Here is a 24,507-nt window from a genome sequence, read left to right as displayed (position 1 = left end):
TGGTTCACCGGTGCCAAGCTTAGTAGATTTCGTACATATGTTTCCACAAAAATACTTAGAAATATTTCTAAGTAATTGTGAAGTAAAAACTATATGTACGGCCTAAGAATCTCCGGCTTCTACAAAGCCGGAGAGGTTCAATTAACTAAAAAGGAGGCTTTGAATTCCATGTTTGTAAATGGAAATGGTTATATGTTAATAAATAATGGATATGGCTCTTATTCTAGAACTATCTATGATTCATTTATTAATGCAATTAAAGAATTGAAAGAAAAGATTTATTCAAATGTTGAAAATATCATTGTTCAAAACAATCCTCCTGCTTTAGATGAGTTAATTCAAAATATAAAAGATTCCTTTGATAATACAGAAAATATCTTATCCAATCTAGATTTTTTTGAAGATGAATTCTATGACTTCTCTTCTATTAAAGACATGGCATTTTATATATTGGATAATAAATCATTATTGCACCATATTTCTATGATTAGGGGTTTATTAAACTCTTTTTACGACCTTGTTCAATTTAAAAAAGGTTCTTCTAACGAAGCCTATGAACAGAAATATTATGAATTTTCTTCGGAATTGGTTGATATTGAACAATCATTTTATGCTGAAATATATGAGCCTAGTGAAAACTACAATGAAGAAACTTTGTCTGAAATATCCAATTCATTGTTAGGATAATATTGGGGGTCATATTATGAATTCTTTTGTTGATACAAATGTTTCTATATCCTATATGTTTTCTATTGATCCTCTAAATAATAAATCAATGGTAGTTTTTAGAGAATATAATAATATTTATTGGTCAAAACTTGTTAAAAGTGAATGCAATACTGTATTTAAAAGTAAAAGGAAAATTTTAGTTAAGTTCTATAAAGATTTGGCCAATGATTTAAAACCTGAAAATTTTCATAATTTTGAATTCAGTGATTTGGAAAAATATGTGATGAGAAATTATTCCAATGGCAAAAAACGTGATTAAATTTTAAGTTCTTTAAAAAAATTTTGGGATGATTATGTCAATGAAAGATTTCCAACATACAATTCTTTCATTCAAGCTATTCAAAATTGCTTAAATGATTTGAAAAATTTAATTTATTCTAGAAAAATTCAATGGGAACAAAATACATTATTAACAGATGATAGAGTTAAACAATACCTTGATTTAAAAAAGAAATTAATGTCTTTCAATGTTCACGCTCCTGATGATGATATTGTTCTTGATGCTCATGACTTTAATTTAAAAAATGATTTTCCTTTGGATTTCATCACCTTTGATGAGGATTTTTATGGTGGGGTGTCTAAAATTGATGATTTTCAATTTAACAAAGTAAAAGGAAAATATGACTATTTATGATTGTTTTAACTAAACTATCATGTTTTTAACAAATTTTATTAAATTTAGGGTCAATATATTCCGTAAAAAAGATGTTTTACTCACAGCTTCTCTGGCAACGATTATAAAATAAAATTGATTATTTTTTACCTTCCAGCCGTTTAATAGACTTAATCAGGTTATCAAAATCAGATTCATAATTTCTATCCTGATCTATTCTGAATTCATTATACTCATTAATCGCATGAGTTTTGGCTTCAATAGCTGAAACTTTACCTTTTCCTTCCAATAGTGGCATTTGGCTTAATTCAAGATATCCATAAAGCAACGTTTTCCAGTCTTTCATGAATGTTGGCTTTTGGGAATTTGCCCTTGTTTCTGCCAATGTTAAAAAACCGTCAACAAGAGTATTCAATGAATCCAATTCCATTTCGTTTAAGTAGTTTTTTGAAATTACCACATCCGCCTGCAGGATTTTTCCATGAGGGGCGTCTTCCCATGTTGTCAATCCCATGTTAAGCTTATTTTTGTCACTGCGGGATTTAATGATTTCAGCGGCGGTTTGACCTGTTATTGCAAACAAGAGCATGTTCTGTACTGTGGCAAAGAAGTCTTTTGTTTCATCTGCATCCAGATTGTAGTCTGCACTTGTTGCATATAGATCCGTGATTTTTTGATTAAATCTTCTCTCTGAAGCACGAATTTCACGGATTCTTGAAAGCAAATGGTCAAAGTAATCTTTCCCGAATCTTGTGCCTTTTTTTAATAATTCATCATCCAGTGCAAAACCTTTTACAATATACTCCTTAAGTACTCCTGTTGCCCATCGGCGAAAGTGTGTGGCTTGTTTGCTGTTTACGCGATAGCCGACTGATATTATGGCATCCAGGTTGTATAATATTGGTTGTGATTTTGCATTAGGGTTTATAATAACGATTCTACTATTAGTGGAATCGTTCGGATTGAATGTAACTTCTGATTTTACCAATTCTCCGGACTCAAAAATATTAGTTAAATGTTTACTTATGGTTTTGATATTTTTACCAAATAATTCTGCCATAGTTTTCTGTGTAGTCCACATTGTGTCATTTTCAGAATCAATAATTACATTTATGGCTACTGCTCCGTCTTCACTGGTATATAATAATGTTTTTACAATTTCATTATTCATATTCAAGCTCCTGTGTCTAAAATTGCTATAATAATAAGTATGTTTATAATGTATTTAAAAGATTAGAGAGAGCATTTGAAGAGTAAGATTTTTCTATAATCCTAAGTTATTCTGCTACAATTTCTACTCTTAGACGATATTGCTAAAACCTAAACTCCTTAAAGAATTTCATAAGTGGCACAGGATTGGTATTTTTCCAGATTAGAAAAATTAATGAAACTATTGGAATCCGTCTCTGAAAAAATTGATGAAGAATTAAAAACTAAAAATATAAGCGATATACTTTAACTAGGATTAATTGTTTATTTTAAAATTTATCAATGAATTTAAATTAAATAAGCGTGTTCATCTAAAACTTAGGGTCAATATATTCCCAAACTTCTTCAAAACTAGTTTTAACACCTAAGCGACTATATTCATTAACGAGCGTATTTATATCCCTTTCAAGCAGTTCTTTTGATATTGGATTATCGAGAACTACTGATTGGGAAACATCAATAATGACTGGAGTTTCCTCCTTATTTAAAATGTTATAGTTGGATAAGTCTCCATGAACTAATTTGGCATCATTAACGAATTTTTTCAATTCAACCAATAATTTGTTGAAGAATTCATCAGGATTTTGTGGCGTTTGGTTTTTTGCAGGCTGCGCAGGATTTCCGTTTTCATCACCAATAAATTCAATCAATAAAACATTATTTGCACTGGTAATCGGTTTTGGAACGTTAACTCCCGCATCATATAATCTTGTCAGGTTTTTAAACTCTTTTGTAACCCATGAATAGATGATTTTACGTTTATTTTTAGTTTTAACATTAAATCTTGGATCCCCGTTAAGATAATAGTTCATCTTTTTAAAATCGGAAGTAGCTATTCTGTAGATTTTAACCGCTACAAATTTTTCATCGTCAGTTATGCCTGTAAGCACATTGGCTTCCTTGCCGGTACTTATGGCACCGTTTAAAATGTCAATGTGGCCTTGGTTTGCTAATTTGTATAGTGTTTCTAAGGTGATTTTATCAAAAATTTCATTTCCGGTTTTTCGCTCAGAATTGTCTTTTTTTCTTTTTTCGGAATGAATTTTTTGATGTTTTGCATCAGCTTTAGCTACTTTAGGGTCCATTAAAATCAGTAAAAAAAGTAAATGGTGTGGTTACATTTTTAAGTAACCTTTTCTTTCAAGCCAGTTAGATTCTGTTTTGGTGTATCTCCAGATTACGTCTCCTTTTTCATCGGATTGGAAATCCCATGGTTTTACAAGGATAACGTCGCCTTCACGAATCCAAATACGTTTTTTCATTTTTCCAGGAATTCTAGTCATTCTGATATGTCCGTCTGCACATCTGACTTTTAATTTACCATGTCCCATAATTTGTTCTACTACTCCAGGTATTTCTCCCTTTTTAGGAGTTCTAACTCTTCTATACTCTTGTTGATTATTGTTATTAGCTTTAGACAAATACTCTCCTCCAAAATTAAAATATTAATTCTCATTAATATAAATTATTTATATATTTATCAATAAACTATATATTAATTTATTGGATTTTATAAAAAAGGTGTTTAGATGGGTACCGAATTTTTAAAAATAAAAGAGTGCGATGAGGCACAGGATATTATTCAGGATTTATTTGATAAGTATTGTACTGCTAAAAGCGAAGAAATTAACTGTGAAGATGCTTACGGAAGAGTATTATTCAATGACGTTTACAGCCGAATGGACTTTCCGCCATTTGACAAGGCGTTAAAAGACGGTTTTGCGATATTGTCTGAAGACAGTTACGGTGCAAGTGAAGAGTCACCTAATACTCTTGATGTCATTGATTTTTTAGAGGCAGGTTCCATTACAGACAAAAAAGTTGAAAAGGGAAAATGTATTGAAATCAGTACCGGTGCAGCAATGCCTGAAGGTGCAAATGCCGTTGTAATGGTTGAATATTCAGAAAAAGAAGATGATAAAGTTCATTTATTCACTACTGCAACACCGTCCCAGGATGTTGCAAAGAAAGGTTCGGATATTGAGGAAGGAAATCTTATCCTTAAAAAGGGTGACGTATTGACTCCGGGTAAAATTGGCGTATTGCTGTCACAGGGCTTTAAAACAATTGAAGTATATAAAAAGCCTAGTGTTGGAGTCATATCCTCAGGAAATGAAATTACAATGCAGGGTGAAGACTTGCCATTCGGTAAAATTTATGATGTTAACGGAAACATGATTAAAAATGACGCTGTATCCTGCGGTGCCGATGCAAGATTTTTGGGAGTCGTCAGGGATAACTACGACCAGGTAAAAGAAAAGATTCAGGAAGCTCTTGAAGACGTCGACATTCTTTTGTGCTCAGGCGGAACTTCAGCAGGTCTTGGAGATGTCATAAAGCATGTTTTGGATGAGCTGGGTGAAGTTCATATTCACGGAATATCAGTTCAGCCTGGAAAACCAACAATAGTCGGCGTAATAGGTGAAAAACTTGTTATTGGTCTTCCGGGAAATCCTGTATCTGCATTAATGATATTCAATGCCTTTGTAGCGCCTCCATTAACTAAAGTTGCAGGAATCGAAAAGAATTTCGAGCAAAAGGTAGTTAAAGGCGTGATGACTAGAAGAATTCATTCTCCTGTTGGCCGTATGCAGTATCAGCTGGTTAAAGTTGACGGTTCAGATATTCATCCGATTTTTAAGGATTCCGGTGCAATATTTTCCCTGTCCAGTGCTGACGGCTATGTGAAAGTTGAAAAATCAGTTGAATTATTGGATGAGGGAGAAGAAGTAGAAGTTTATTTATTCAATTAAATTAAAATTATTATTAGGTGAAAGTATGGAACATGAGATAAAAATTATTCCAGATCAAAAATTAGCGGTTATTAATTATAAAGGTCCTATCGGTGATTTAGACATTCTGGTTTCTAAATTGATGGGATGGGTTGAAGCAGAAGAGGTTGAAGCCGATGGCGAACCATTCATTATTTATTTCTCACCAAGACATGAAGTAAATGAAGGCGATGCAGTTTACGACGTGGGAATCGCCATTAAGGAAGATGCTGATGAAAAAGACATTATCCGTGTAGTTGACATGGTGGAACATAAGATGCTTTGCGGAATTCATGAAGGACCTACAGATAACATTTTAGACACCTATGAAAAATTGGTTGAAGTTTCACAGGCCAACAATTACGATATCATCGGTTCTCCAAAAGAGGTTTTAGTTAAAAGTTTCCACAATTGTGATGACGAAAAAGAATTTATTACAGAAATCCAATTGCCTATTATTGAAATGTAGGTGGTAAAATGGCTAAAAAAGAAGAAAAATTTGATGTTGATAAAGAAATTGAAAGATTATCTAAAAATACAAGAGCAAACATTATCAAATCAGAAATATCTTATGAATCCAGACTCAATAAGTTGGAAAATGAAATTGATAAGGCAATCAAATCAAAAGAGAAACTATTTGATGAGGGTAACGTATTGAAAGAAAAACACCTTACAACCGATTATACCGACTCATCTATTGAAATTTACAGGAAAAAATTAAATAAACTTTAACTTTTCCTTTTAATTTTTTTTTTAAATGAATCCAAAAGGATTTAAAACCACCTGTCACTATAGTCCAATAACTTTCAGGTCATGAACAAGGATTTTTGGAATTATAAATGATCCTTTTTGTTTAATTTCAGATTTAACTCCTTCACAACTACCCATTAATTCATAGATGTTTCCGGATATCATTGCTTTTTTAACGCTGTCAGTTATTTCACCGTTTTCAATGATGAATGCGTTATTTGCTTCTACTGAAAAGTCTCCGGAAATTGGATTTGCAGTATGTGCTCCCAAAACACTGGTTGTTATTATTCCGGAATCGATTTCATCCAATCCGACATGTGTCTTAAAGTCAAATTCAAGGTTTGACGCAGAAATGTCAGGTGTCGTTAGGTATGATCCTCTATAACCGTTGGAAGTGCTTTCCTCACCTGCTTTATTGGCGGTATAAATGTCATATAGGAATGATTTCAATATTCCGTCTTCAACCAAAACGGTTTTTTTAGAGGCGGTTCCTTCACCGTCCGCTTTTACCGTTCCCATTGCACCTTCACGCAATGGATTATCAATGATTGAAAGGTCAGTATTGGTAATTTCACTGCCTATTTTATTGTGAAGAATGGATCTTCCTCTTAAGACATTTTCTGAATTGAATCCTGCGATAAATGTTGAAAGCAATCCTGATGCGGCGTAATAATCCAGGACAACATCACAGTCTTTGGTTTCTATTGCTTTTGGATTAAGTGAATCGTGAGCCAGCTTACAGACATCATCGGTCAGTTTTTCATATTCCAAATCCAAATGCCTTGATGCAGTGTAGTCGTATGCCGTTACAAATTGACTGTCCTTTTCTATATTTACGGACAGGCCTCCGCTGAATCCGGTTTCTTCACCATGAATGGATACTCCGTTTGAATTTAAAATCAGCTCTTCGCCTTTGGATGCTGAAAATCCGGTGGAGCTTATGTCACACTTGTTTTCTTTTGCCCTTTCAATAATGTTTTCTAAAAATTCACAGCATTCGTCAAGACTTAAGTCATCATATTTCTTATCATATGTTCCTTTAACGTCTGTGACTTTTTCAACATTTGCAAATTCATAATTTTCATCAACTTTATTTAGTTTTGCATTGTCTAAGGCTTTTTGGGCAGTTTGTGGGATTTTATCTAAATCGGATGTGTATGCAAAACCTATTTTTCCATCTTTTATTATACGGATTCCAACTCCGCTGTCAATTTCTTCCTTTGCAAAACTTAAAATATCCTTTTTTGATTCAACTTCAATACTTTCAGTGTTTGCTATATAAATTTCCCACACATCAGACAGTTTTTCAACTTCCCTTACACATTTGTCTGCAATTTCATGTATCATTCTATCCTCTCAATGCAAATTTTTCAATAGCTTCAGCAACACCGTCACCGAAGTTTTTCTCACATACGTATGTGCTGATTTCTTTTAGTGAGTCATCAGCGTTTCCGACAGCTATTTTGACTCCTGCTTCTTTTAAAAAGTCCTCGTCGTTTTCGCTGTCTCCGATTGCCATAACATTATCCATGTTAATGCCGTTATTTTCACATAATTTTCTAAGTGAGCTTCCCTTATTAACTCGTTTATCGGTTACGTGAAGCGCAAAGCCGCTGTCATAAATTTCTAATTCGTCAACATATTCATAATCCTTAAGTGCATCTTCAATAATTTCTTTTGGAATAGTTTTATAAAATACTATTTCGGTTGCACGGTAATTGTTGTCATGTGATGCGTGCTTTTGGTAATCATCACCTAGCTTTTCCTTAAGGTGCACATCCGCCTTTTCGATATATTCACGGTTAACTAAGATTTCAACAGCATTGTTGTTGTATCCTTCCTTAAAAATCATTCCTCCGTTTTCTGCTACAAGACCTCCGCTGCAGCCAACTAAAACTTCAGCGGCATATGCATAATTAACTACATTGCCTGTAACGATTATCGTAGGAATTCCTGCATTTTCAGCAGCTCTTAAAGATTCTATAGCGGAAATGCAGATTTTTCTTGTATCGTCAGTTATTGTCCCGTCAATATCAACAGCTATTGCTTCAATCTTCATATTTATCCTCTTGAATATCTGTGTGCGATGTTACAGGTTCCTTCTTTACTTACCATACATGCTCCAATAGGGTGAAGCGGATTGCATTCATTTCTGAACAGTTTACAGTCTTCAGGCCTTGCAAGCCCTCTTAAGATAGGTCCGCAGATACATCCTTTAGGTGCTTCCTTAACATCTTTAACTTCGATATCGTATTTTTCACGGGCATTGAATTCTGCAAATTCGTCTTTAATTTCTAAAACGGAATTTGGTATTTTAGGAAATCCTCTCCATTCTCTGCTTGCAACGTCAAATACTTCTCCAATCATTTTGGTTGCAATTTCATTTCCCTCTTCTCTCACTGCTCTTGCATATTCGTTATCTATTTTTGGTGTTTCATTGTGAATCTGTCTTAAAATCATATAGACAGACATTAAAATGTCTAATGGATTAAATCCGGCAACTGCCTGTGGAATGCCGAAGTCAGTAGAGAAATATTCGAAAGGTTTTGTTCCAATGATTGTACAGACGTGTCCAGGTTGGATTAAAGCGTTCAAACTGGTCTGGCCGGAATTAATTAAAAAATCAATTGCCGGAGGTATTAGTCTGTGGCAGGATAATACTGAAAAGTTTTCGGGTGGTGTGGAAAGCAATTCTGCTGCTGTTGTAGGTGCGGTAGTTTCAAAACCTGCCGCCATGAACACAACATCATTGTCTTCTTTTTCAGCTATTTCAATAGCTTTATTGATTCCGTAAACAATTCTTACATCTCCGCCTTCAGCTTTAGCATCTGCAAGGGAACCGTTTGACCCCGGAACTCTTAACATGTCTCCGAAGGTTGTGATTGTAACTCCTTTTTCAACCAGTTCCAAGCACTCATCTATCTCACGTGATGGAACAACACAAACAGGACACCCTGGACCTGCAACAATTTCCACTTCGTCAGGTAACAGACTTCTAATCCCATTTTCCATTATTGTATGTTCGTGGGAACCACATACGTGCATTATTTTAACGGGTGTTGCTAACTTGTTAATTCTATCCAATAGTTCTTTTGACATATTTTTCATTTTAACACCAAAGATTTAATATTATAATATATTAATATTAAGTATAGATATTAATTAAATTTTTTTATATTTTAGTGATTAACATGTTTAACAACAATAAAATTTTAGTAGTTATTCCTGCGAGAGGAGGTTCAAAAAGAATTCTCCGTAAGAATATACGCTTACTTGCAGACAAACCATTAATTTCATATGCAATTAACATCGCAAAGTCATCCAAGTACGTTGACGATGTTGTTGTATCAACTGAAGATGCAGAAACTCTTGCAATCGCTGAAAAATTTGGAGCAAGTGTCATCAGACGTACTCCCGATTTGGCAGGCGACAAAATCCCGATTGATCCTGTTGTTTATGATGCAACAGTTCAAAAGGAAAAATTGGCATTTGACGAATACGATATTGTAGTTACATTGCAGCCGACTTCACCACTTTTAAAGTCAGAAACGTTAGACAAAGCTATTGAAAGATTTGAAAATTTCAATATTGACACTGTCATTTCAGTAATTGGTGATAAACATTTAAGTTGGGGTTATAATGAAGAGGAAAATCGTTATTTTCCGTTATATTCTCAAAGGCTTAATCAGCAATACCTTCCGAAGGAATATATTGAAACCGGAGGAATTTTTGCTACAAGACGTGGTTTTTTAACTCCAAATTCCCGTATGGGCAATAACATTGATTTGATTGAAATTTCCCAAGAGGAAAGTATTGACATTGCTTCTTACGAAGACTGGTGGGTGGCTGAGAGATATCTGAATAAGAAAAAAATTGCAATGATAGTCAATGCTGATAAGGATATCGGCACAGGTCCGATAAGCCGGTGCATATCTCTTGCTTCAAGATTGCTGAGTGATGATGTATTGTTCCTGCTTGATGAAAATCACAAACTGGGAATAGACATAGTAAAAAGTTTCAATTTTCCATTTAAATTATATGATGGTGAGAATGAGTTATTTGAATTATTAGGAAAGTTCAATCCTCAAATTGTTGTTAACGATATTTTTGAAACTACTAAAGAGTATGTTAATCGCCAAAAGGAAATGGGCTTTTTTGTAATAAACTTTGAAGACATCGGTTCTGGTTCAGAAGAAGCAGATGTGGTATTTGACTCATTGTATGAACATGACGGCAGTTTTGGAAATGTTTTCAGCGGTTATCAGTATTATGTCTTGAGGGATGAATTTTATTTCCAGCCAACAAAAATTGTCGGTCCGGATGTCAATAATGTATTGCTGGCATTCGGAGGAAATGATGAAAATAACCTGACTGAAAGGGTATTGGAAGCTGTATCGGCCAGCGGCTATGCAGGTAGAATTGATGTTATATTGCCATTGAATTACCCGAAAAAAGCTGAATTCATTGAAAAATATGAATCAAATAATAATGTTCAAATTTTTAAGAATGTTAGAAATATCAGTGAATTCATGCTGAGGGCCGATTTGGTATTTTCATCTGCCGGACGTAAAATGTATGAGATCTGTTCTGTTGGAACTCCATGTATTTGTCTTTGCCAAAACGGACGGGAACAGACACATGATTTTGGATCCCATAAACATGGATTCATAAATATGGGTCTTGCAGAAACAGTATCAAATGAAGATATCACAAACCAATTTAAAATCGTCTGGCAGGACTTTGATTTAAGACAGAACATGAGTCTTTTAATGAAAAGTATTGATTTAAAGCATGGTTTTGAAAACATATGGTCTGTTGTTGAACAGAAATATTGGGCTCGCCAATTTGAACAGAGTCATTAGGTGAGAGAATGAAAATCTTTTATAAAACTCCATTTCTCATTGCAGATATTGGGGTAAACTATTATGATATTGCTCAAAAAGAAGAAATTTCTGATATTGATGCGGCTAAATTAATGATTTTGGAAGCTAAAAAGGCAGGAGTTGATGCGGTCAAGTTTGAATCATATAAAACTGAAAACATTATCTCTGAAGAGTCTCAGAATCAATTTGATTTATTTAAAAAATATGATAAATTCGGTGAGGATGAATTTCGCCAACTGGCAGATTATTGTGCTGAGTTAAAAATTAAATTTTTTTCAACACCTCTGGATTTCGAATCCGTAGATTATCTTGATGAATTTATGGATATCTATTCCATATCATCATCCGATTTAACGAATATTCCATTTATTCAATATGTTGCAAAGAAAAATAAACCTATTTTATTATTGACTGGTGCTGCAACATTAAATGAGGTAAAGGCTGCTGTAAGAGCTATTGAAGAAGTATCAACAGTCGATATTGCAATAATGCACTCAGTATTGGCTTATCCGACTGAATACAGGGATGCTAATCTGGCAATGATAAAGGATTTGGCCATAAACTTTCCTGATTATGAAATAGGATACTCTGATCATACCAGGGCTGATTCAAACATGTTCGTTTTAACCACTGCTTATAATTACGGGGCGGACATTATTGAAAAACATTTCACTCTTGACAAATCCCTTCCGGGAAACGACCATGAGCATTCAATGGATCCGGAAGACGTGATGATATTTAAAGCAAACATTGGATTTTTATCTCAGCTCAGCGGAATGAAAAACAAACAGCCGTTGATATGTGAGTCATCTGTAAAACGTGAATCAAGGCGTTCCATTGTTTCTGCTAAAGACATTAAAAAAGGAGATGTCATAACTCCTGATTCAATAACCTTTAAAAGACCTGGAACCGGAATTTCACCTGCACTGATTGATGATGTGGTTGGAAAGACTGCATTAGTAGACATTGAAAATGATACATTAATTGACTTTGGCATGATTGAATAAAAAGCAAAGTTTATAATGCCCAGTGTTAAATTATTAATTGGTGTTATCTATGAAATTTTGTTACGAATGCGGTTACAAACTTGAGGGTTATGAAAAAGTCTGTCCTGAATGTGGAACAGAATTAAAACGCCCTGAAGACACAGAATTTTTTGTAGAATCTATTTTAAATCAATTTTTAAGCGATGTTGACCAAATAAAAAATAATGCTTTAGACATGCTTGATGAAAATGATTTGGGCGATATAATCGATGACTTTTCAATAAATTCTAGAAAGGCATTAAACAGGGATGCGGATTATATTAACAGGGCCAGAAAAAAACTCAACAACTCCGGTGAGGAAAAAAGAGTTATTTATCTTTGTAACAAGGCATTGCTTGTCAATGACTTAAATTGGGAAGCTTATTATTTAAAAGGAAGAGCTTTAATCAATTTGGAAAGATATGATGAAGCTATTAATGAACTGATTAGCAGTTTGGCATTAAATGAGGATAATATCGATGCAAGACTTTATATTGCAAAGGCAGCTCATTTAAAAGGTGACTTAAACTATGCGCTTCAGGTATATGATTCAGTTTTAAACATCGATGAGAAATCATTTGAAGCTTTTAACGGCAAAGCTTTAGTTTATTTTGATAAGAAAGATTTCCTTGAAGCAGATAAGTTCTTTAAAAAAGCCAGTGAAATATCTGTACTTCCGGAGGATTCCAAAATTAAATGGAATTTTGCTATTGCTAAATTAAAAGAAGAATAACTGTTTTTTGTTTAAATGGTAATCTAATTATCATTTAACATATATTTTTAAAAAAGAAAAAAATTAAAATTCTGAAGAACAATCTGCAGAATATTTGCTAAGCAATACTGCACATTTATCTATAGTTTCAGAATTTAATTTGATTGTAGTATTTTGAATCGTATTTAACAATTCTTCAATAAATAAGTCTTCATCGGTTAAAGGCATATTTATTACAACCACTTCATTATTAATAAAACCTACTAACGGTTCTACAAAACAATTTCTGATATTATTGTCATTAAGGAAATTAATTAAATCTTCACCTAATGTCAATGCCTTTTGTTTTATTGCATTGTCCTGTGAAAATTTAGCCTGTTTTGTTGTGTATCTGAAGCGTTTTTTATTTCCCACCTGTGCAATCTCAAATTTATCATCTTCTCCTTCAGCGGATTTGATCAGTTCGATATTCTCATTTTCAGAGTTCAATCTATTTTTCGGATTGTATTTTTGGGAAAGAAGCGCATAGATTCCTGTAGGTCCAACAACCACGTGATTTATTCCAACAGGTGAAGTTGGGGTTTTAACATTATAGAATACATAATACTCTTCAGGTAAGGTTAACAAGTGTTCTCTGATAATTCTTGTTCTGATAGTAGTTTCCTGAGTATCTTTTGTTCTATAAAATCCATAAGCCATAATGACGATAGCTATTAATAAGGCTGCAAGTCCTACTCCACTGTTAACTAATATAACTTCAATTATGCTCAATATAAATATAACAACGCCTGCAATGATAATGTACTGGTCTGTTGTTAAATTTTTCAAATCGAAATCCGGACCATCATCAACAAGCATGTCTGTTGAAACGATTCCGTCACCAGGTTCGGCAATTGTAAATTTGCTTCTTAAGTTTCCAAATCTTCCGGTATGTTCCTCTTCAGGAGCAGTTTGATAATATACCTTCATTCCTTTAAAGAATTCATCTTTAAGGAAATTTTTTAATGTATTATAATCATTGCTTACTGGAACTGCAAACTCTTTACCGAATTTGGTTAAGACAGGTTCGGGAATTGTTGTCCTTGCTGTTCTTGGGGCATTTTCGATTTCCAATCTTTCTTGTTCAATTTCTTCTTCTGCAACTTTCTGCATTCCGTCTTCTGAAAAGAAAGTTTCAAGTTTATCAGTAATGGATTTTATGGAGCGGTCATTTGCAGAATCCTGTTCTTCTTCAGGTGATTCTTCCTGATTTTTCTTCATTTCGGCAAGTTCTTTTTTTCTTTCATCAATGTATTGATCTAATTCCTTATTCATCTCAGAATCAAGATATCTTAAAGAACCGCCACAACTGTCACATTCATAGTCAAGTATATTGTCGTTTGCTTTTATTTTATATTTTAATCCACAGTCTTCACATTGGACGATTTGTGAATTATCATATTTGATTGAACTTAATATACCAGAACCTTGTGATTGACCATCAGAATAATCTTCTAAAAGTTCTAAGTCACCTGCACATGAAGAACACTCGAATGATGAAATATCGTCATTATCATCGAGTTGGTACTTGGCACCACAGTTCTTACAACATACAACTTTCATAATATCCTCTTTAATTGCCTTTATATTATTATTTATGATGGGTTTTTATTATTAAATATATTCATTTATTCAAAAATTTAATTTCACTAATAAAAAAAGGAATGTTTGTCTTTATCCCGTTCTTTGGTATAAATACAAGTTATCAATTTGCTTTATTTCTGTAAAGCCGGTCAGATTTTTTTGTTTGTGATTTGAGATGTAATACGATACACCACTGTCAATAATCTTTTGTGTGGCGCCGCTTTCTATTCCAGGAGTATTAAGTCCTAAATACCAGTAATATGGGCGGATATTATAATTTCCTATTTGGATATCGCTCCAATTTTCTATATTTGCTTTAATGTAATCAGTCATTTCCTCCGGAGCATTGAATTCGTTTGTTTGTTCAAATGTCAATGTGAATGTAAAGCCCTGAATTAAAAAGAACACGATTAATATTATTGGCAGGAGTTTTTTCATATTTATTTTAGCATTTATTTCATCAACGCCAATCATTAAAAAGTAAATCATGGCCGGGAAAATCGGCATTATGTATCTGTTGACTTTTACAACGTAATAGGACTGGAATATCATGTATGCCAAAATCCACATCAGCATCAGGTAGCCCATTTTATTTTCACTGTCTTTTCCAATCAGCAGAAGTCCAAAGAATGCCAATATGATAGTAATTGTTGAAGAAAACTGGGAAAAAGTAGCTAAAGCTATTAAACATAAAATTATTCCAGCTATTTTTGTCTTATTAAATTCAATATTGTTTCTTTTAATCCACAGCAATGCACCAACAATTAAAATTAAAAAGACCAGCACACTTATTGGTGTAGGGTCATTTAATGCAGGAGTCTTTGCAACAAATGTCGTGTTGGAGGATGATATGAAATTACCCATGTTAAACAGATAATATCCAAAGTCCGGATTATATGAGTTATCGTGTGTAGATCCGAGATTTCCCTGGACTCCGCCTACAACCAATCCGTCAAAGCCCAAATAACCATCACCCATTGATGATACTGTAGCTAAAATAATTCCGCACAAAAGAATGGCCAAAGCCAGTCCGATTAAAAGAGGCTTTATGTCTTCTTTATTTATTTTGATTGAATTTTCATATAAATAATATAAAACTAATGCTGGCAATATCAAAGCGACGGTATATCTTGTAAAAAAGCCTATAATCAGTAAAGGCAATACTGCAATATAGTATTTCGGCTTTTTCGTTATCGCCAATATGCTTAAATATACAATCCAAATCGTGATGGTGACTGCCGGAGTATCCAGGCTACCGTTTGCAAGCCAGGCCAGATTAAGTGCAAGGCAGGCAAATACAATTGTTCCGGTAAAACTTAACAGTTTGTCGAATTTCAATCTTAAAAGTAAATACATTCCAATGTTACCCACTATTGCAAAAATTCCGGTAACAATAAAGATTGCAACTTTATCAACATATCCCAAATCAAAAATAAGGGAGGTTAAAAAACAAACAACAGGAGACAGATATATGGATTTTGTTGAATGTATATTTGTCCCGGCATAATAAAGCGCATTTAAAAGATAAACATAAACGTCAGAACAGTAAATTCCCAAATTGTTGTTAAAATTAATATAATATGCTACAAGAATTGTACTTATTATTGTAATCAGTATCAATTCCTTGTTGTCTTTTATAGTGTTGAAATCCATATAAATCACTTAAAATGATCCTATTGCAAATGATACGAATGCAATTAACATTCCTATTTTCAATAATTTTGATGTTTTGGCTGCAGTTTCAACGTCCTGATTTCTAATAAGCAGAATTCCGGAATAAATAAATATGATTACTGCAATTGCAATTATCATTAAATAGAATATATTGAATATGTGCTGGAAGTATAATAATGGGCATAAAATACAATCCCCGATAATCAGAATGAATGTGATTGCAGCGGATATTTTTGTACCGTAAAGAATTGGGAAAGTCTTTGCACCTTCCGCTTTATCTCCCTCGATATCTTCAATATCCTTTGTTATTTCACGGGCGGTTGTCATTATGAATGCAAAAAATCCTAAAAATGTTGAAGTATAAATCATTTCAGGGGTTCCAATTGAAAATCCGCCAAAAGTAAAGCATAATCCGGTCATAAATCCGACTGTCAGATTGCCGATTAACGGTGTTGATTTTAGTTTATATGCATATAAATAGAGAATAACGTCTGAAACCAGTACAATAATGAATGGAATCCAGTTATTTGTCAGATAGCTTATTAAAAATCCGCATATTGTTCCGCCTAAAAATAATCCGTAGGCATAGTTTCTGGCTGTTTTAAGGCCAATTCGTCCTGAAGGAATTGGACGTTCCGGTTTATTAATCAAATCTATTTTATAATCAAAATAATCATTAATTACATTTCCTGCACTAATTTCAAATAAAACCGCCAACATTGCAAGAATTATTGGTATTGAGATTGTATGTGATACAATTGCCACAAGTACAATAGCTATCATGGCCATTACAACATTTCCTGGCCTTAATATTTCAATATATGCATTCATTCTTATCCTCTTTTTCTTATTTATTCTATTCATAACATATGTTCTTTAAACAATAATTATATAAACTATGTTAAGCAATACATATATTAGTATATTATTTATTAAATTTATATTATTACTTTTTAGCTGGTGTTAAATTGAACAAGATTAAAATTGCTATAGTTGGAATAGGTAACTGTGCAAGTTCACTTATTCAAGGAATTCATTATTATGATGGAAAAAATCCCGAAGATGCAATAGGATTAATGCATTGGGATATTGGCGGATATGAACCTAGTGACATTGAAGTTGTGGCTGCTTTTGATGTAGACAAAAGAAAAGTTGGAAAAACTATTGATGAAGCGATTTTTGCTAAACCAAACTGTACTACTGTCTTTCAAAAAGACATTCCAAAATATGAAGCAAAAGTCAGCATGGGTCATGTCTTGGATGGTGTTGCAGAACACATGTCCAATTACGACGATGAATACACATTCGTTGTAAGTGATGAGGAACCTGTTGACGTTGTGGAAGTTTTAAAGCAGAGCGGTGCAGAAATACTCGTCAATTACTTGCCTGTCGGATCAGAAAAGGCTGCAAGATATTATGCACAGTGCGCACTTGATGCAGGTGTCGCTTATGTTAACTGTATGCCAGTATTCATTGTAAGTGATGATGAATGGGATGCAAAATTCAGAGAAAAAGGAATTCCTATTGTAGGTGACGATATCAAAGCTCAAATCGGTGCTACTATCACTCACAGGACACTAGCTAGTTTATTCATGGATAGGGGAGTTAAATTAGATAAAACCTATCAAATTAATACCGGTGGTAATACTGATTTCTTAAATATGCTTAATAGGGACAGATTGGATTCCAAAAAAGAATCAAAAACTGAAGCTGTTCAGTCCGTTTTAAAAGAAAGAATGGAAGATAGGGATATCCATATCGGACCAAGTGATTATGTCCCATGGCAAAACGATAATAAATTATGTTTCCTCAGAATGGAAGGACGTACCTTTGGTGATGTTCCAATGAACATTGAACTCAGGTTAAGCGTTGAAGATTCACCTAATTCTGCAGGATGTGTTATTGATGCAGTAAGATGCTGTAAAATCGGTTTGGAAAGAGGTGTTGGTGGACAATTAACTTCTATTTCTTCTTACACTATGAAACATCCTCCAATCCAATATACTGATGATGAAGCATATGATAATGTTGAAAAATTCATTTCTGGCGACTTAGAAAGATAATTTTTCAATTTTCTATTTTTTTTAATTTTACAAATTTTTAAATATATGGGCATACATATATTAATACATAAGGTATGAAAATTATTCAAAATTTTTTATAAAAAATTAAAAGAGGTGTTTAACAAATGGCTAAAGTAAGATTTACTGAAACTGCACTTCGGGATGCCCACCAGTCCTTGCTTGCAACTAGGATGAGAACAAGAGACATGATTCCTATTGCTGAAGAAATGGACAAAATAGGTTATTTTTCTGTTGAAGCTTGGGGTGGAGCAACTTTTGATACATGTATCAGATATTTAAATGAAGATCCTTGGGAAAGATTAAGAAATTTAAAATCTGAATTCAATAAAACTCCTATTCAAATGCTTTTAAGAGGACAGAATTTGGTAGGGTATAAACATTATCCGGATGACGTTGTAACTAAATTCGTTGAAAAATCATATGAGAATGGTGTGGATATTTTTAGAGTCTTTGATGCTTTAAACGATATTAGGAACATGGAAAAAGCTATTAAAGTGGCTAAAGATCAAGGGGCTCATGTTCAGGGAACTATCAGTTATACCATAAGTCCAGTCCATACTTTGGATGATTTCGTTGATTTAGCTAAAAATTTAGAAGCACTTGACTGTGATTCTGTAGCTATTAAAGATATGGCTGGTTTAATTACACCAACTGCTGCTTATGATTTAGTATCCAAATTAAAAGAAGAAACTGACTTGCTTGTGGATTTACACTGTCACTGTACAAGCGGTATGACTCCAATCAGTTATTATGCTGCATGTCAGGCAGGTGTTGATATCCTCGATACTGCAATTTCACCGCTATCCTGGGGAACATCACAGCCACCTACAGAAAGTATGGTCGCAGCATTGCAGGGAACTCCTTATGATACCGGTTTGGACTTAAAAAAATTAACTAATATTAAAGAGTACTTTGATGATATTAAAGAAAAGTATGCTGCTATACTTGACCCTATTGCAGAAAGTATTGATGCTGATGTGTTATTATACCAAATACCTGGTGGAATGCTCTCAAATCTTATTTCACAACTTAAAGAGCAAAATGCATTGGACAGGTATGATGATGTGCTTGAGGAAATGCCACGTGTCAGAAAAGATATGGGTTACCCTCCACTTGTAACTCCAACAAGCCAGATTGTTGGAATTCAGGCAGTAATGAATGTTTTAGGTGGAGAAAGATATAAAACCGTATCCAACGAAGTAAAAGAGTACATGAAAGGTAATTACGGTAAACCTCCAGCACCTGTTGATCCTGAAATCTCTAAAAAGATTATTGGTGATGAAGAGGTAATTACCTGCAGACCTGCGGACTTATTGGAACCTGAATTCGATAAATTCAAATCAGAAGGTATGGAAAAAGGATTTGTTAAATCTGATGAAGATGCATTAACTTATGCGTTATATCCACCAATCGCTCCTAAATTCCTTAAAGGAGAAGCTGTTGAAGAAGAACTCAAAGCCCCATCAATTGCTGATGATGCTGAAATCGGTATTCCAACACAGTATAATGTTGAAGTTGATGGTGATGTATTTGAAGTTAAAATCATGCCTACCGGATTTATGGAAGTTGAAGAAACTGAAAAAGGTCCATTCACTCCAGTTGAAGGTGGAGTATTATCTTCAATGCAGGGTATGGTAATTAAATTAAATGTTAATGTTGGAGATAAAGTATCTGTCGGATCTACAATTGCTGTAATCGAAGCTATGAAAATGGAAAACGATATTCAATCTGAAGTTGAAGGTGTCGTGAAAGAAATTTTCGTAGAGCCTGGTGATGCGGTAAGCGCCGGCGATATTTTGATGGTTATCGAATAAGATAACCTTATTTTACTTTTTTTTATAATTTTTTTAAAATGTTTTCAAAATTACGAACATTTTTCAACTTTTTTAGGTATGTTTAAATATTTATTTTTATAAACTATTATTGTCGAAGTTTTGAAAAAACTTTGAATACAATATAGGAGACAAAAAGATGAAAAACTACTTTGACATTAAAGATAAAGTTGCTCTTGTCACTGGAGCATCTTCCGGTCTTGGTTGGCAAATTGCTCAAGCATATGCTAGTCAAGGAGCTAAATTAGCATTATTTGCTAGAAGAGAAGAAAGACTTCAAGAAAACAAAAAAACATTAGAAGACGAATATGGTGTAGAAGTAATGTATGCTGTAACAGATGTCGGAGACCCAGAAAATATCGCTGAATCTGTTAAAAAAGTAGTGGATCATTTTGGAAGAATCGATATCCTAGTAACTGCTGCTGGTATGGGAAATAACAAACCTGTTGTCGACCAAAGTGCTGAAGAATGGGATAGACACATCAAAATTGATTTAAGTGGTGTTTACTACACTTGTGCTGAAGTAGGTAAAGTAATGATTGAACAAAACTACGGAAAAATCATTAACATTGGTTCAATCCACTCTCGTGTAATCTTCCCTGGTGGAGGAATTTCCGCATACTCCTCAGCAAAAGGTGGAGTAATGAATTTAACCAAAAACTTGGCTGTTGAATGGGCTAAATATAATATTACCGTTAACGCAATTGGTCCTGCAGTATTTGCAACTGAATTAACCACTGAAAGTATTGAAATGGAAGGATTCATGGACTTAATTGCTGCATATTGTCCAATGCAAAGACTTGGTGAACCTGGTGAACTCGACGGTCTTGCAATTTATTTAGCATCCGATGCTTCAAGCTTCTGTACAGGTCAGTTAATCTGTGTAGATGGTGGTTGGACAGCTATTTAAGTGTAATTTTTAATTACACTTCTTTTTTTTATTTTTCATAAACTGTCAAATCTTTTATTCCGGCTTTTTTAAATCCTCTTTTACGTCTCATGCAACTTTCACAAACGCCGCAATGATTTTCTGTTCCCTTATAACATGAATAACTTAATTCCATAGGGGCATTAACTTCATGACCTAACTTGACAATTTCATCTTTATCCAAATCAATTGCAGGAGCTTTTATTTCTATATCTATTGGTGAACCTACTTTAAAGAGTTCATTGAAACTTTCTAAAAATTCTTTTGAATTGTCGGGAAATGTGCTTGCCTCTTCCTTGTCCCATCCGACTATAATAATTTCTGCTCCAATGCTTTCTGCATATGATGCGGCAATTGATGTAAAGACAGTATTTCTTGCAGGAACCCAGACGCTGCTTGCACTTTCTTGGGATTTTTCAGCATCATCCAAATCTTTAAAATCAACTTCGGGAATTTCTTCTGAGGTATTTAAACTGGATGTGCTGATGTCTGCCAGCCAATCCAAATCAATAACGTAATGCTTAAAACCCATTTTTTCACATATTTCACTTGATGCCTTTAATTCCTGATTAAATCCTTTCTGACCATAATTGAATGTTATTGCATGAATTTCATAATCTTTGGCATAAACGCTTGTTGCAACGGTACAGTCAAGGCCTCCGGAAAATACTGCTATTGCCTTTTTCATTTTATCAGCTCTTTTACTTTTCTTAAACTCAGTCCGCTTTCAGAAGCTATTTTTTTCAAATCTTCGTATTCGGGCCTTTCGGAAATTACTTCTCCATTAACATAACCTATTTTAAAGGTTACTTCATAGCTTTTTCCTTCTATTTCATAGCTTTTTTTAACAAATTCTCTTTTAGACAGTCCTCTGTGAATGTTTGGAGTTATCCTGATACCTAAACTTCCGGTTTCCTTAAATATCAGGTTAACCAATTCATCGCGTTTGCTTTTTCTGGAAATGACTTTCAATAAACTGCCCTGACGATTTTTCTTCATTATGATTGGAGTTATTGATACGTCAGACGCTCCCTCATCAAGAAGCACGTCAAATAAATAACCGATTTCCTCGCCGGTCAGGTGATCGATATTTGTTTCAATCACATCTATTTCATCACTTTCGTTAATGTCGGATGATTTGATTAGTCTCAATACATTAGGGTGCTCAAAGTCTTTGCTTCCCGCACCGTAGGCCACTTCATCCATTTTAACCGGAGGAATGAATTCTTTTATCTCATCGCACAGCTCGGCATATATTGCGCATCCTGTCGGTGTTGCAAGTTCGCTTGAAACAGGTCCTCCTTTAAAGTTTAGGTCTTTGAGAATCTCTAGAACTGCAGGTACAGGCACAGGAAGGATTCCGTGTGATGTTTTAACACAGCCTCCTCCAACAGCAATTGGAAGGCCTATGATTTTATGTTCATCTAAATTCAGGGAGTAATATGCCCAAACTGACCCGATTACATCTGCCACAGCATCGCTTGCACCGACTTCATGGAAGTGTATTTCATCCAGACTTTTGCCATGAACTTTTGACTCTGCAAGAGCCATTCTTTTAAATATATTTAGGGATGTTTTTTTAACATCTTCATCCAAATCCAGTCCGTTTATTTTATCGACTAATTCATTATAATGAACATGACTTTTTTTATCAAGCATTTCAACATGGCAATACATAGCATCAATACCATTTTTGTTAATTTTATCAAAGTTCACTTCAACTTTTCCAACGATGCCTGCGGATTTTTCCATTATTTCTTTCAGTTTATTTTCATCGGCACCCAAATCAACCAATGCACCAATTATCATGTTTCCGGATATGCCGCTGCCTTGAGGGTCAATAATGATTGTCATAAAATTACTTCCAAATAAATTTCTGTCTATATAAACATTTAATAATAGTTTTGTTTAAATAGTATTAATAGTATTGGTGATTTGATGTTATTTGATGATGCAACTTTTAGGAACCTGCTGTATACTATGATTATTGTAAAATCCGAAAAAGATGCACAATATCAGGAAAAATTATTTAACATCGATTCCATTGATTTAAAAAATTTTGAAGAAGAATTTGAAAATATTTCCGTTGAAAGGGAAGTTAATGCAATGCTGCTCTTTCCATATCTGGATTATACTCAGGGGTTTTCATTTTTGCTTGTAACAACCGGACTAATCGAAGATGATAGGGTAATTCTTTATGAGCGTCCAAACTTCGACACATTTCAAATTGTTAGAAAAGACTCCCTGAAAGATAAGGAATTCTTCTATCTAAAGGATTTATTGATTAATGACGATTTTGATTTAGAATATTATATGAGTTATGCAATAAATCAGACTGAAAATTATAGGAACGACCAAGAAGTAGAAATATTGAGGGCATTTTCAGAAATAGATTCATGCAGAAATGAAGATTTTCCTGATGATTTCTTAACATATTTCTTCAAAGAAGGTTTAAATCCTGAAGGCATGTGGGTTAGGGGTATTGAGCTAAAAAAAGACCATATTTTAGCAGAATTACTGAATCAGCCCAGCCAAGACTTCGGCATTAGTGCCGGAGATATCATTAAAGTTATCGTTTATGAAGATGAATTAGGTGAGATATCCTGTATTGCAGATTTAGGGTGAAACTATGAAAAGGGTAAATTTTATTGAAAAAGACTATGCAGTTTTTATTAATAATCCGAATCATTTTTTAGCTATCAGTGACTTAACAGACAGTGATGGAATTAATATAGTTGAAAATGTGAACATAATAAAATCAAACAATAGTTCTAAAGTAAAAAAGGAATCAGTTAATCAGGAAAAAAGACAATATATTGCTCAGGAAACCGATTCCCTAAATTATTTCAGAAAATCCTACGGGGATATTGTTTTATACACATTTTTGGAAAATGATGTCATTATTCAGGATTTCACAGGCAATCTGCAGGTTGCCAATTCACCTAAAGGATTTGAAGATGCAAAAATCAATATAAGTCATGTTATTTACATTAAAAAAATCTTATCTAAAAAAGATTTGCTTAAAATTTATAAACTCATATCAAAAATCAAGGCAAAATATCTTGCCAATAAAAATTTACCCATCCATATAAGCAATATTTTAAACAATGACGATTTTCTGGCAGTATTGTCTGATGTTCCGGAAAATGGTGAATATGAATTCGAAGAATATGATTTTGATGAGTCAAATATAAAAAATGCAATTGTGGATTCATTGGATGAGGCCTTTAAAAGATTTGATTTAACATTCGGTATTCTTGATTACCTGGTTTCTAAAGGAATCCTAATCGGCGATTTGGTTGAAGCGGGAATGGAACTGATTCACGGCGCCGACGCATCACAGGAATTGGAAAAAAAATTGAAAGCCCAAATCTTCAAGTCACTGGAAGACATTAATGTAATCACATTATTAATGGTTGCAATAAGAGCAGAACAGGATTTCACACATAACAGGATTCGTGAATTGGCCGATAAGGATGAATCTTCCATATTATATGCCGATGAAATTTTAGGCCTGTCTGTAGCAAATCAGATTGGCGGAACAAAAGCGACATTTAATTTCAATCAGTATTATAATTTAAAACCGGGAATCCTATATGGTCTTCCCCCAGTATTAAATGATGTCTTTGCCGGTTTTATCGCAGGATGTGTGTCAAAAGTCTTAGAGGAATAAA

25 protein-coding genes are annotated in these 24,507 nt (G+C 33.8%); 14 read left to right on the top strand and 11 right to left on the bottom strand.

Going from position 1 to position 24,507, the window contains the following annotated elements; translation table 11 throughout:
* The first annotated feature begins 93 nt into the window (after positions 1–93).
* The 3 genes from ACKI44_RS01945 to ACKI44_RS01935 all read left to right on the top strand — a co-directional run bounded on the left by ACKI44_RS01945 (position 94) and on the right by ACKI44_RS01935 (position 1,363).
* Entirely contained in the window at positions 94–687 is a 594-nt protein-coding gene (locus ACKI44_RS01945) for a hypothetical protein (protein WP_407421018.1), read from the top strand.
* A gap of 16 nt (positions 688–703) precedes the next feature.
* On the top strand, positions 704–988 hold the full coding sequence (locus ACKI44_RS01940; RefSeq protein ID WP_407421016.1) for a hypothetical protein: 285 nt from the start codon (positions 704–706) through the stop codon (positions 986–988).
* A gap of 198 nt (positions 989–1,186) precedes the next feature.
* On the top strand, positions 1,187–1,363 hold the full coding sequence (locus ACKI44_RS01935) for a hypothetical protein (RefSeq protein ID WP_407421014.1): 177 nt from the start codon (positions 1,187–1,189) through the stop codon (positions 1,361–1,363).
* Positions 1,364–1,481: 118 nt separating this feature from the next.
* On the opposite strand, the gene rhuM is transcribed toward ACKI44_RS01935, so the two are convergent.
* The 3 genes from rhuM to eif1A form a co-directional block, all read right to left on the bottom strand.
* The gene (gene rhuM, locus ACKI44_RS01930) at positions 1,482–2,513 is read right to left on the bottom strand and encodes a RhuM family protein (RefSeq protein WP_407421012.1); all 1,032 of its coding nucleotides are present in this window, start codon (positions 2,511–2,513) and stop codon (positions 1,482–1,484) included.
* Between the two features lie 349 nt (positions 2,514–2,862).
* A complete protein-coding gene (locus tag ACKI44_RS01925; RefSeq protein WP_407421010.1) occupies positions 2,863–3,636 on the bottom strand; it encodes a serine protein kinase RIO in 774 nt (257 codons plus the stop codon).
* A gap of 30 nt (positions 3,637–3,666) precedes the next feature.
* Entirely contained in the window at positions 3,667–3,972 is a 306-nt protein-coding gene (gene eif1A, locus ACKI44_RS01920) for a translation initiation factor eIF-1A (RefSeq protein WP_296794631.1), read from the bottom strand.
* Positions 3,973–4,080: 108 nt separating this feature from the next.
* Here eif1A and glp point away from each other — a divergent pair, with 108 nt between their 5' ends.
* The 3 genes from glp to ACKI44_RS01905 are packed head-to-tail and all read left to right on the top strand — an operon-like array spanning position 4,081 to position 6,054.
* Positions 4,081–5,304 carry a gephyrin-like molybdotransferase Glp gene (gene glp, locus ACKI44_RS01915; RefSeq protein ID WP_407421009.1) on the top strand — a complete coding sequence of 408 codons (1,224 nt, stop codon included), beginning with the start codon at positions 4,081–4,083 and terminating at the stop codon, positions 5,302–5,304.
* A gap of 25 nt (positions 5,305–5,329) precedes the next feature.
* Positions 5,330–5,791 (top strand): GyrI-like domain-containing protein, encoded by a 462-nt coding sequence (locus ACKI44_RS01910; protein WP_407421008.1) that lies wholly within the window; start codon positions 5,330–5,332, stop codon positions 5,789–5,791.
* An 8-nt stretch (positions 5,792–5,799) separates the two neighbouring features.
* Positions 5,800–6,054: a hypothetical protein gene (locus tag ACKI44_RS01905; RefSeq protein WP_407421007.1), complete on the top strand. Its 255-nt coding sequence runs from the start codon at positions 5,800–5,802 to the stop codon at positions 6,052–6,054.
* A gap of 57 nt (positions 6,055–6,111) precedes the next feature.
* Here the strand turns inward: ACKI44_RS01905 and ACKI44_RS01900 are convergent, their stop codons facing one another.
* From ACKI44_RS01900 to hypD, 3 genes are read right to left on the bottom strand one after another with little or no spacing between them, the layout of a single operon-like run.
* Complete coding sequence (locus tag ACKI44_RS01900; RefSeq protein ID WP_407421006.1) at positions 6,112–7,419, bottom strand: TldD/PmbA family protein; 1,308 nt, start codon at positions 7,417–7,419, stop codon at positions 6,112–6,114.
* 1 nt (position 7,420) lies between these two features.
* Complete coding sequence (locus ACKI44_RS01895) at positions 7,421–8,131, bottom strand: phosphoglycolate phosphatase (RefSeq protein ID WP_407421005.1); 711 nt, start codon at positions 8,129–8,131, stop codon at positions 7,421–7,423.
* A 2-nt stretch (positions 8,132–8,133) separates the two neighbouring features.
* The gene (gene hypD, locus ACKI44_RS01890) at positions 8,134–9,180 is read right to left on the bottom strand and encodes a hydrogenase formation protein HypD (RefSeq protein ID WP_407421004.1); all 1,047 of its coding nucleotides are present in this window, start codon (positions 9,178–9,180) and stop codon (positions 8,134–8,136) included.
* A gap of 83 nt (positions 9,181–9,263) precedes the next feature.
* Here hypD and ACKI44_RS01885 point away from each other — a divergent pair, with 83 nt between their 5' ends.
* Genes ACKI44_RS01885 through ACKI44_RS01875 form a run of 3 tightly spaced genes read left to right on the top strand, consistent with a single transcriptional unit; the run spans position 9,264 to position 12,713 of the window.
* Complete coding sequence (locus tag ACKI44_RS01885) at positions 9,264–10,934, top strand: cytidylyltransferase domain-containing protein (protein ID WP_407421003.1); 1,671 nt, start codon at positions 9,264–9,266, stop codon at positions 10,932–10,934.
* An 8-nt stretch (positions 10,935–10,942) separates the two neighbouring features.
* Positions 10,943–11,962: an N-acetylneuraminate synthase family protein gene (locus ACKI44_RS01880; RefSeq protein WP_407421002.1), complete on the top strand. Its 1,020-nt coding sequence runs from the start codon at positions 10,943–10,945 to the stop codon at positions 11,960–11,962.
* 49 nt (positions 11,963–12,011) lie between these two features.
* Entirely contained in the window at positions 12,012–12,713 is a 702-nt protein-coding gene (locus ACKI44_RS01875) for a tetratricopeptide repeat protein (RefSeq protein WP_407421001.1), read from the top strand.
* A gap of 63 nt (positions 12,714–12,776) precedes the next feature.
* Here the strand turns inward: ACKI44_RS01875 and ACKI44_RS01870 are convergent, their stop codons facing one another.
* The 3 genes from ACKI44_RS01870 to ACKI44_RS01860 all read right to left on the bottom strand — a co-directional run bounded on the left by ACKI44_RS01870 (position 12,777) and on the right by ACKI44_RS01860 (position 16,820).
* Positions 12,777–14,294 (bottom strand): NERD domain-containing protein, encoded by a 1,518-nt coding sequence (locus ACKI44_RS01870; protein WP_407421000.1) that lies wholly within the window; start codon positions 14,292–14,294, stop codon positions 12,777–12,779.
* Between the two features lie 111 nt (positions 14,295–14,405).
* On the bottom strand, positions 14,406–15,968 hold the full coding sequence (locus tag ACKI44_RS01865) for a glycosyltransferase family 39 protein (RefSeq protein WP_407420999.1): 1,563 nt from the start codon (positions 15,966–15,968) through the stop codon (positions 14,406–14,408).
* Between the two features lie 9 nt (positions 15,969–15,977).
* Positions 15,978–16,820, bottom strand: a complete 843-nt coding sequence (locus ACKI44_RS01860; RefSeq protein WP_407421024.1) for a UbiA family prenyltransferase — start codon at positions 16,818–16,820, stop codon at positions 15,978–15,980.
* A 137-nt stretch (positions 16,821–16,957) separates the two neighbouring features.
* Between ACKI44_RS01860 and ACKI44_RS01855 the strand changes: the two genes are divergently transcribed.
* The 3 genes from ACKI44_RS01855 to ACKI44_RS01845 all read left to right on the top strand — a co-directional run bounded on the left by ACKI44_RS01855 (position 16,958) and on the right by ACKI44_RS01845 (position 20,815).
* Positions 16,958–18,052, top strand: coding sequence for an inositol-3-phosphate synthase (locus tag ACKI44_RS01855; RefSeq protein WP_407420998.1), 1,095 nt, complete (start codon positions 16,958–16,960; stop codon positions 18,050–18,052).
* A 125-nt stretch (positions 18,053–18,177) separates the two neighbouring features.
* Positions 18,178–19,887: a sodium-extruding oxaloacetate decarboxylase subunit alpha gene (oadA, locus tag ACKI44_RS01850; RefSeq protein WP_407420997.1), complete on the top strand. Its 1,710-nt coding sequence runs from the start codon at positions 18,178–18,180 to the stop codon at positions 19,885–19,887.
* 157 nt (positions 19,888–20,044) lie between these two features.
* Positions 20,045–20,815: an SDR family NAD(P)-dependent oxidoreductase gene (locus tag ACKI44_RS01845; protein ID WP_407420996.1), complete on the top strand. Its 771-nt coding sequence runs from the start codon at positions 20,045–20,047 to the stop codon at positions 20,813–20,815.
* Positions 20,816–20,843: 28 nt separating this feature from the next.
* Here the strand turns inward: ACKI44_RS01845 and queC are convergent, their stop codons facing one another.
* Positions 20,844–21,521: a 7-cyano-7-deazaguanine synthase QueC gene (gene queC / locus ACKI44_RS01840; protein ID WP_407420995.1), complete on the bottom strand. Its 678-nt coding sequence runs from the start codon at positions 21,519–21,521 to the stop codon at positions 20,844–20,846.
* Positions 21,518–22,687 carry a nickel pincer cofactor biosynthesis protein LarC gene (gene larC, locus ACKI44_RS01835; protein ID WP_407420994.1) on the bottom strand — a complete coding sequence of 390 codons (1,170 nt, stop codon included), beginning with the start codon at positions 22,685–22,687 and terminating at the stop codon, positions 21,518–21,520. Before larC ends, queC begins: the two co-directional genes overlap by 4 nt.
* Positions 22,688–22,771: 84 nt before the next feature.
* Here larC and ACKI44_RS01830 point away from each other — a divergent pair, with 84 nt between their 5' ends.
* Entirely contained in the window at positions 22,772–23,458 is a 687-nt protein-coding gene (locus ACKI44_RS01830) for a hypothetical protein (RefSeq protein ID WP_407420993.1), read from the top strand.
* A 4-nt stretch (positions 23,459–23,462) separates the two neighbouring features.
* The gene (locus ACKI44_RS01825; protein ID WP_407420992.1) at positions 23,463–24,506 is read left to right on the top strand and encodes a phosphatidylglycerophosphatase; all 1,044 of its coding nucleotides are present in this window, start codon (positions 23,463–23,465) and stop codon (positions 24,504–24,506) included.
* Position 24,507 lies beyond the last annotated feature (1 nt).

The organism is Methanobrevibacter sp. (assembly GCF_045646205.1).
In the GTDB taxonomy this organism is placed as follows: domain Archaea; phylum Methanobacteriota; class Methanobacteria; order Methanobacteriales; family Methanobacteriaceae; genus Methanocatella.
This window is presented reverse-complemented; position numbering and strand designations above follow the sequence as displayed.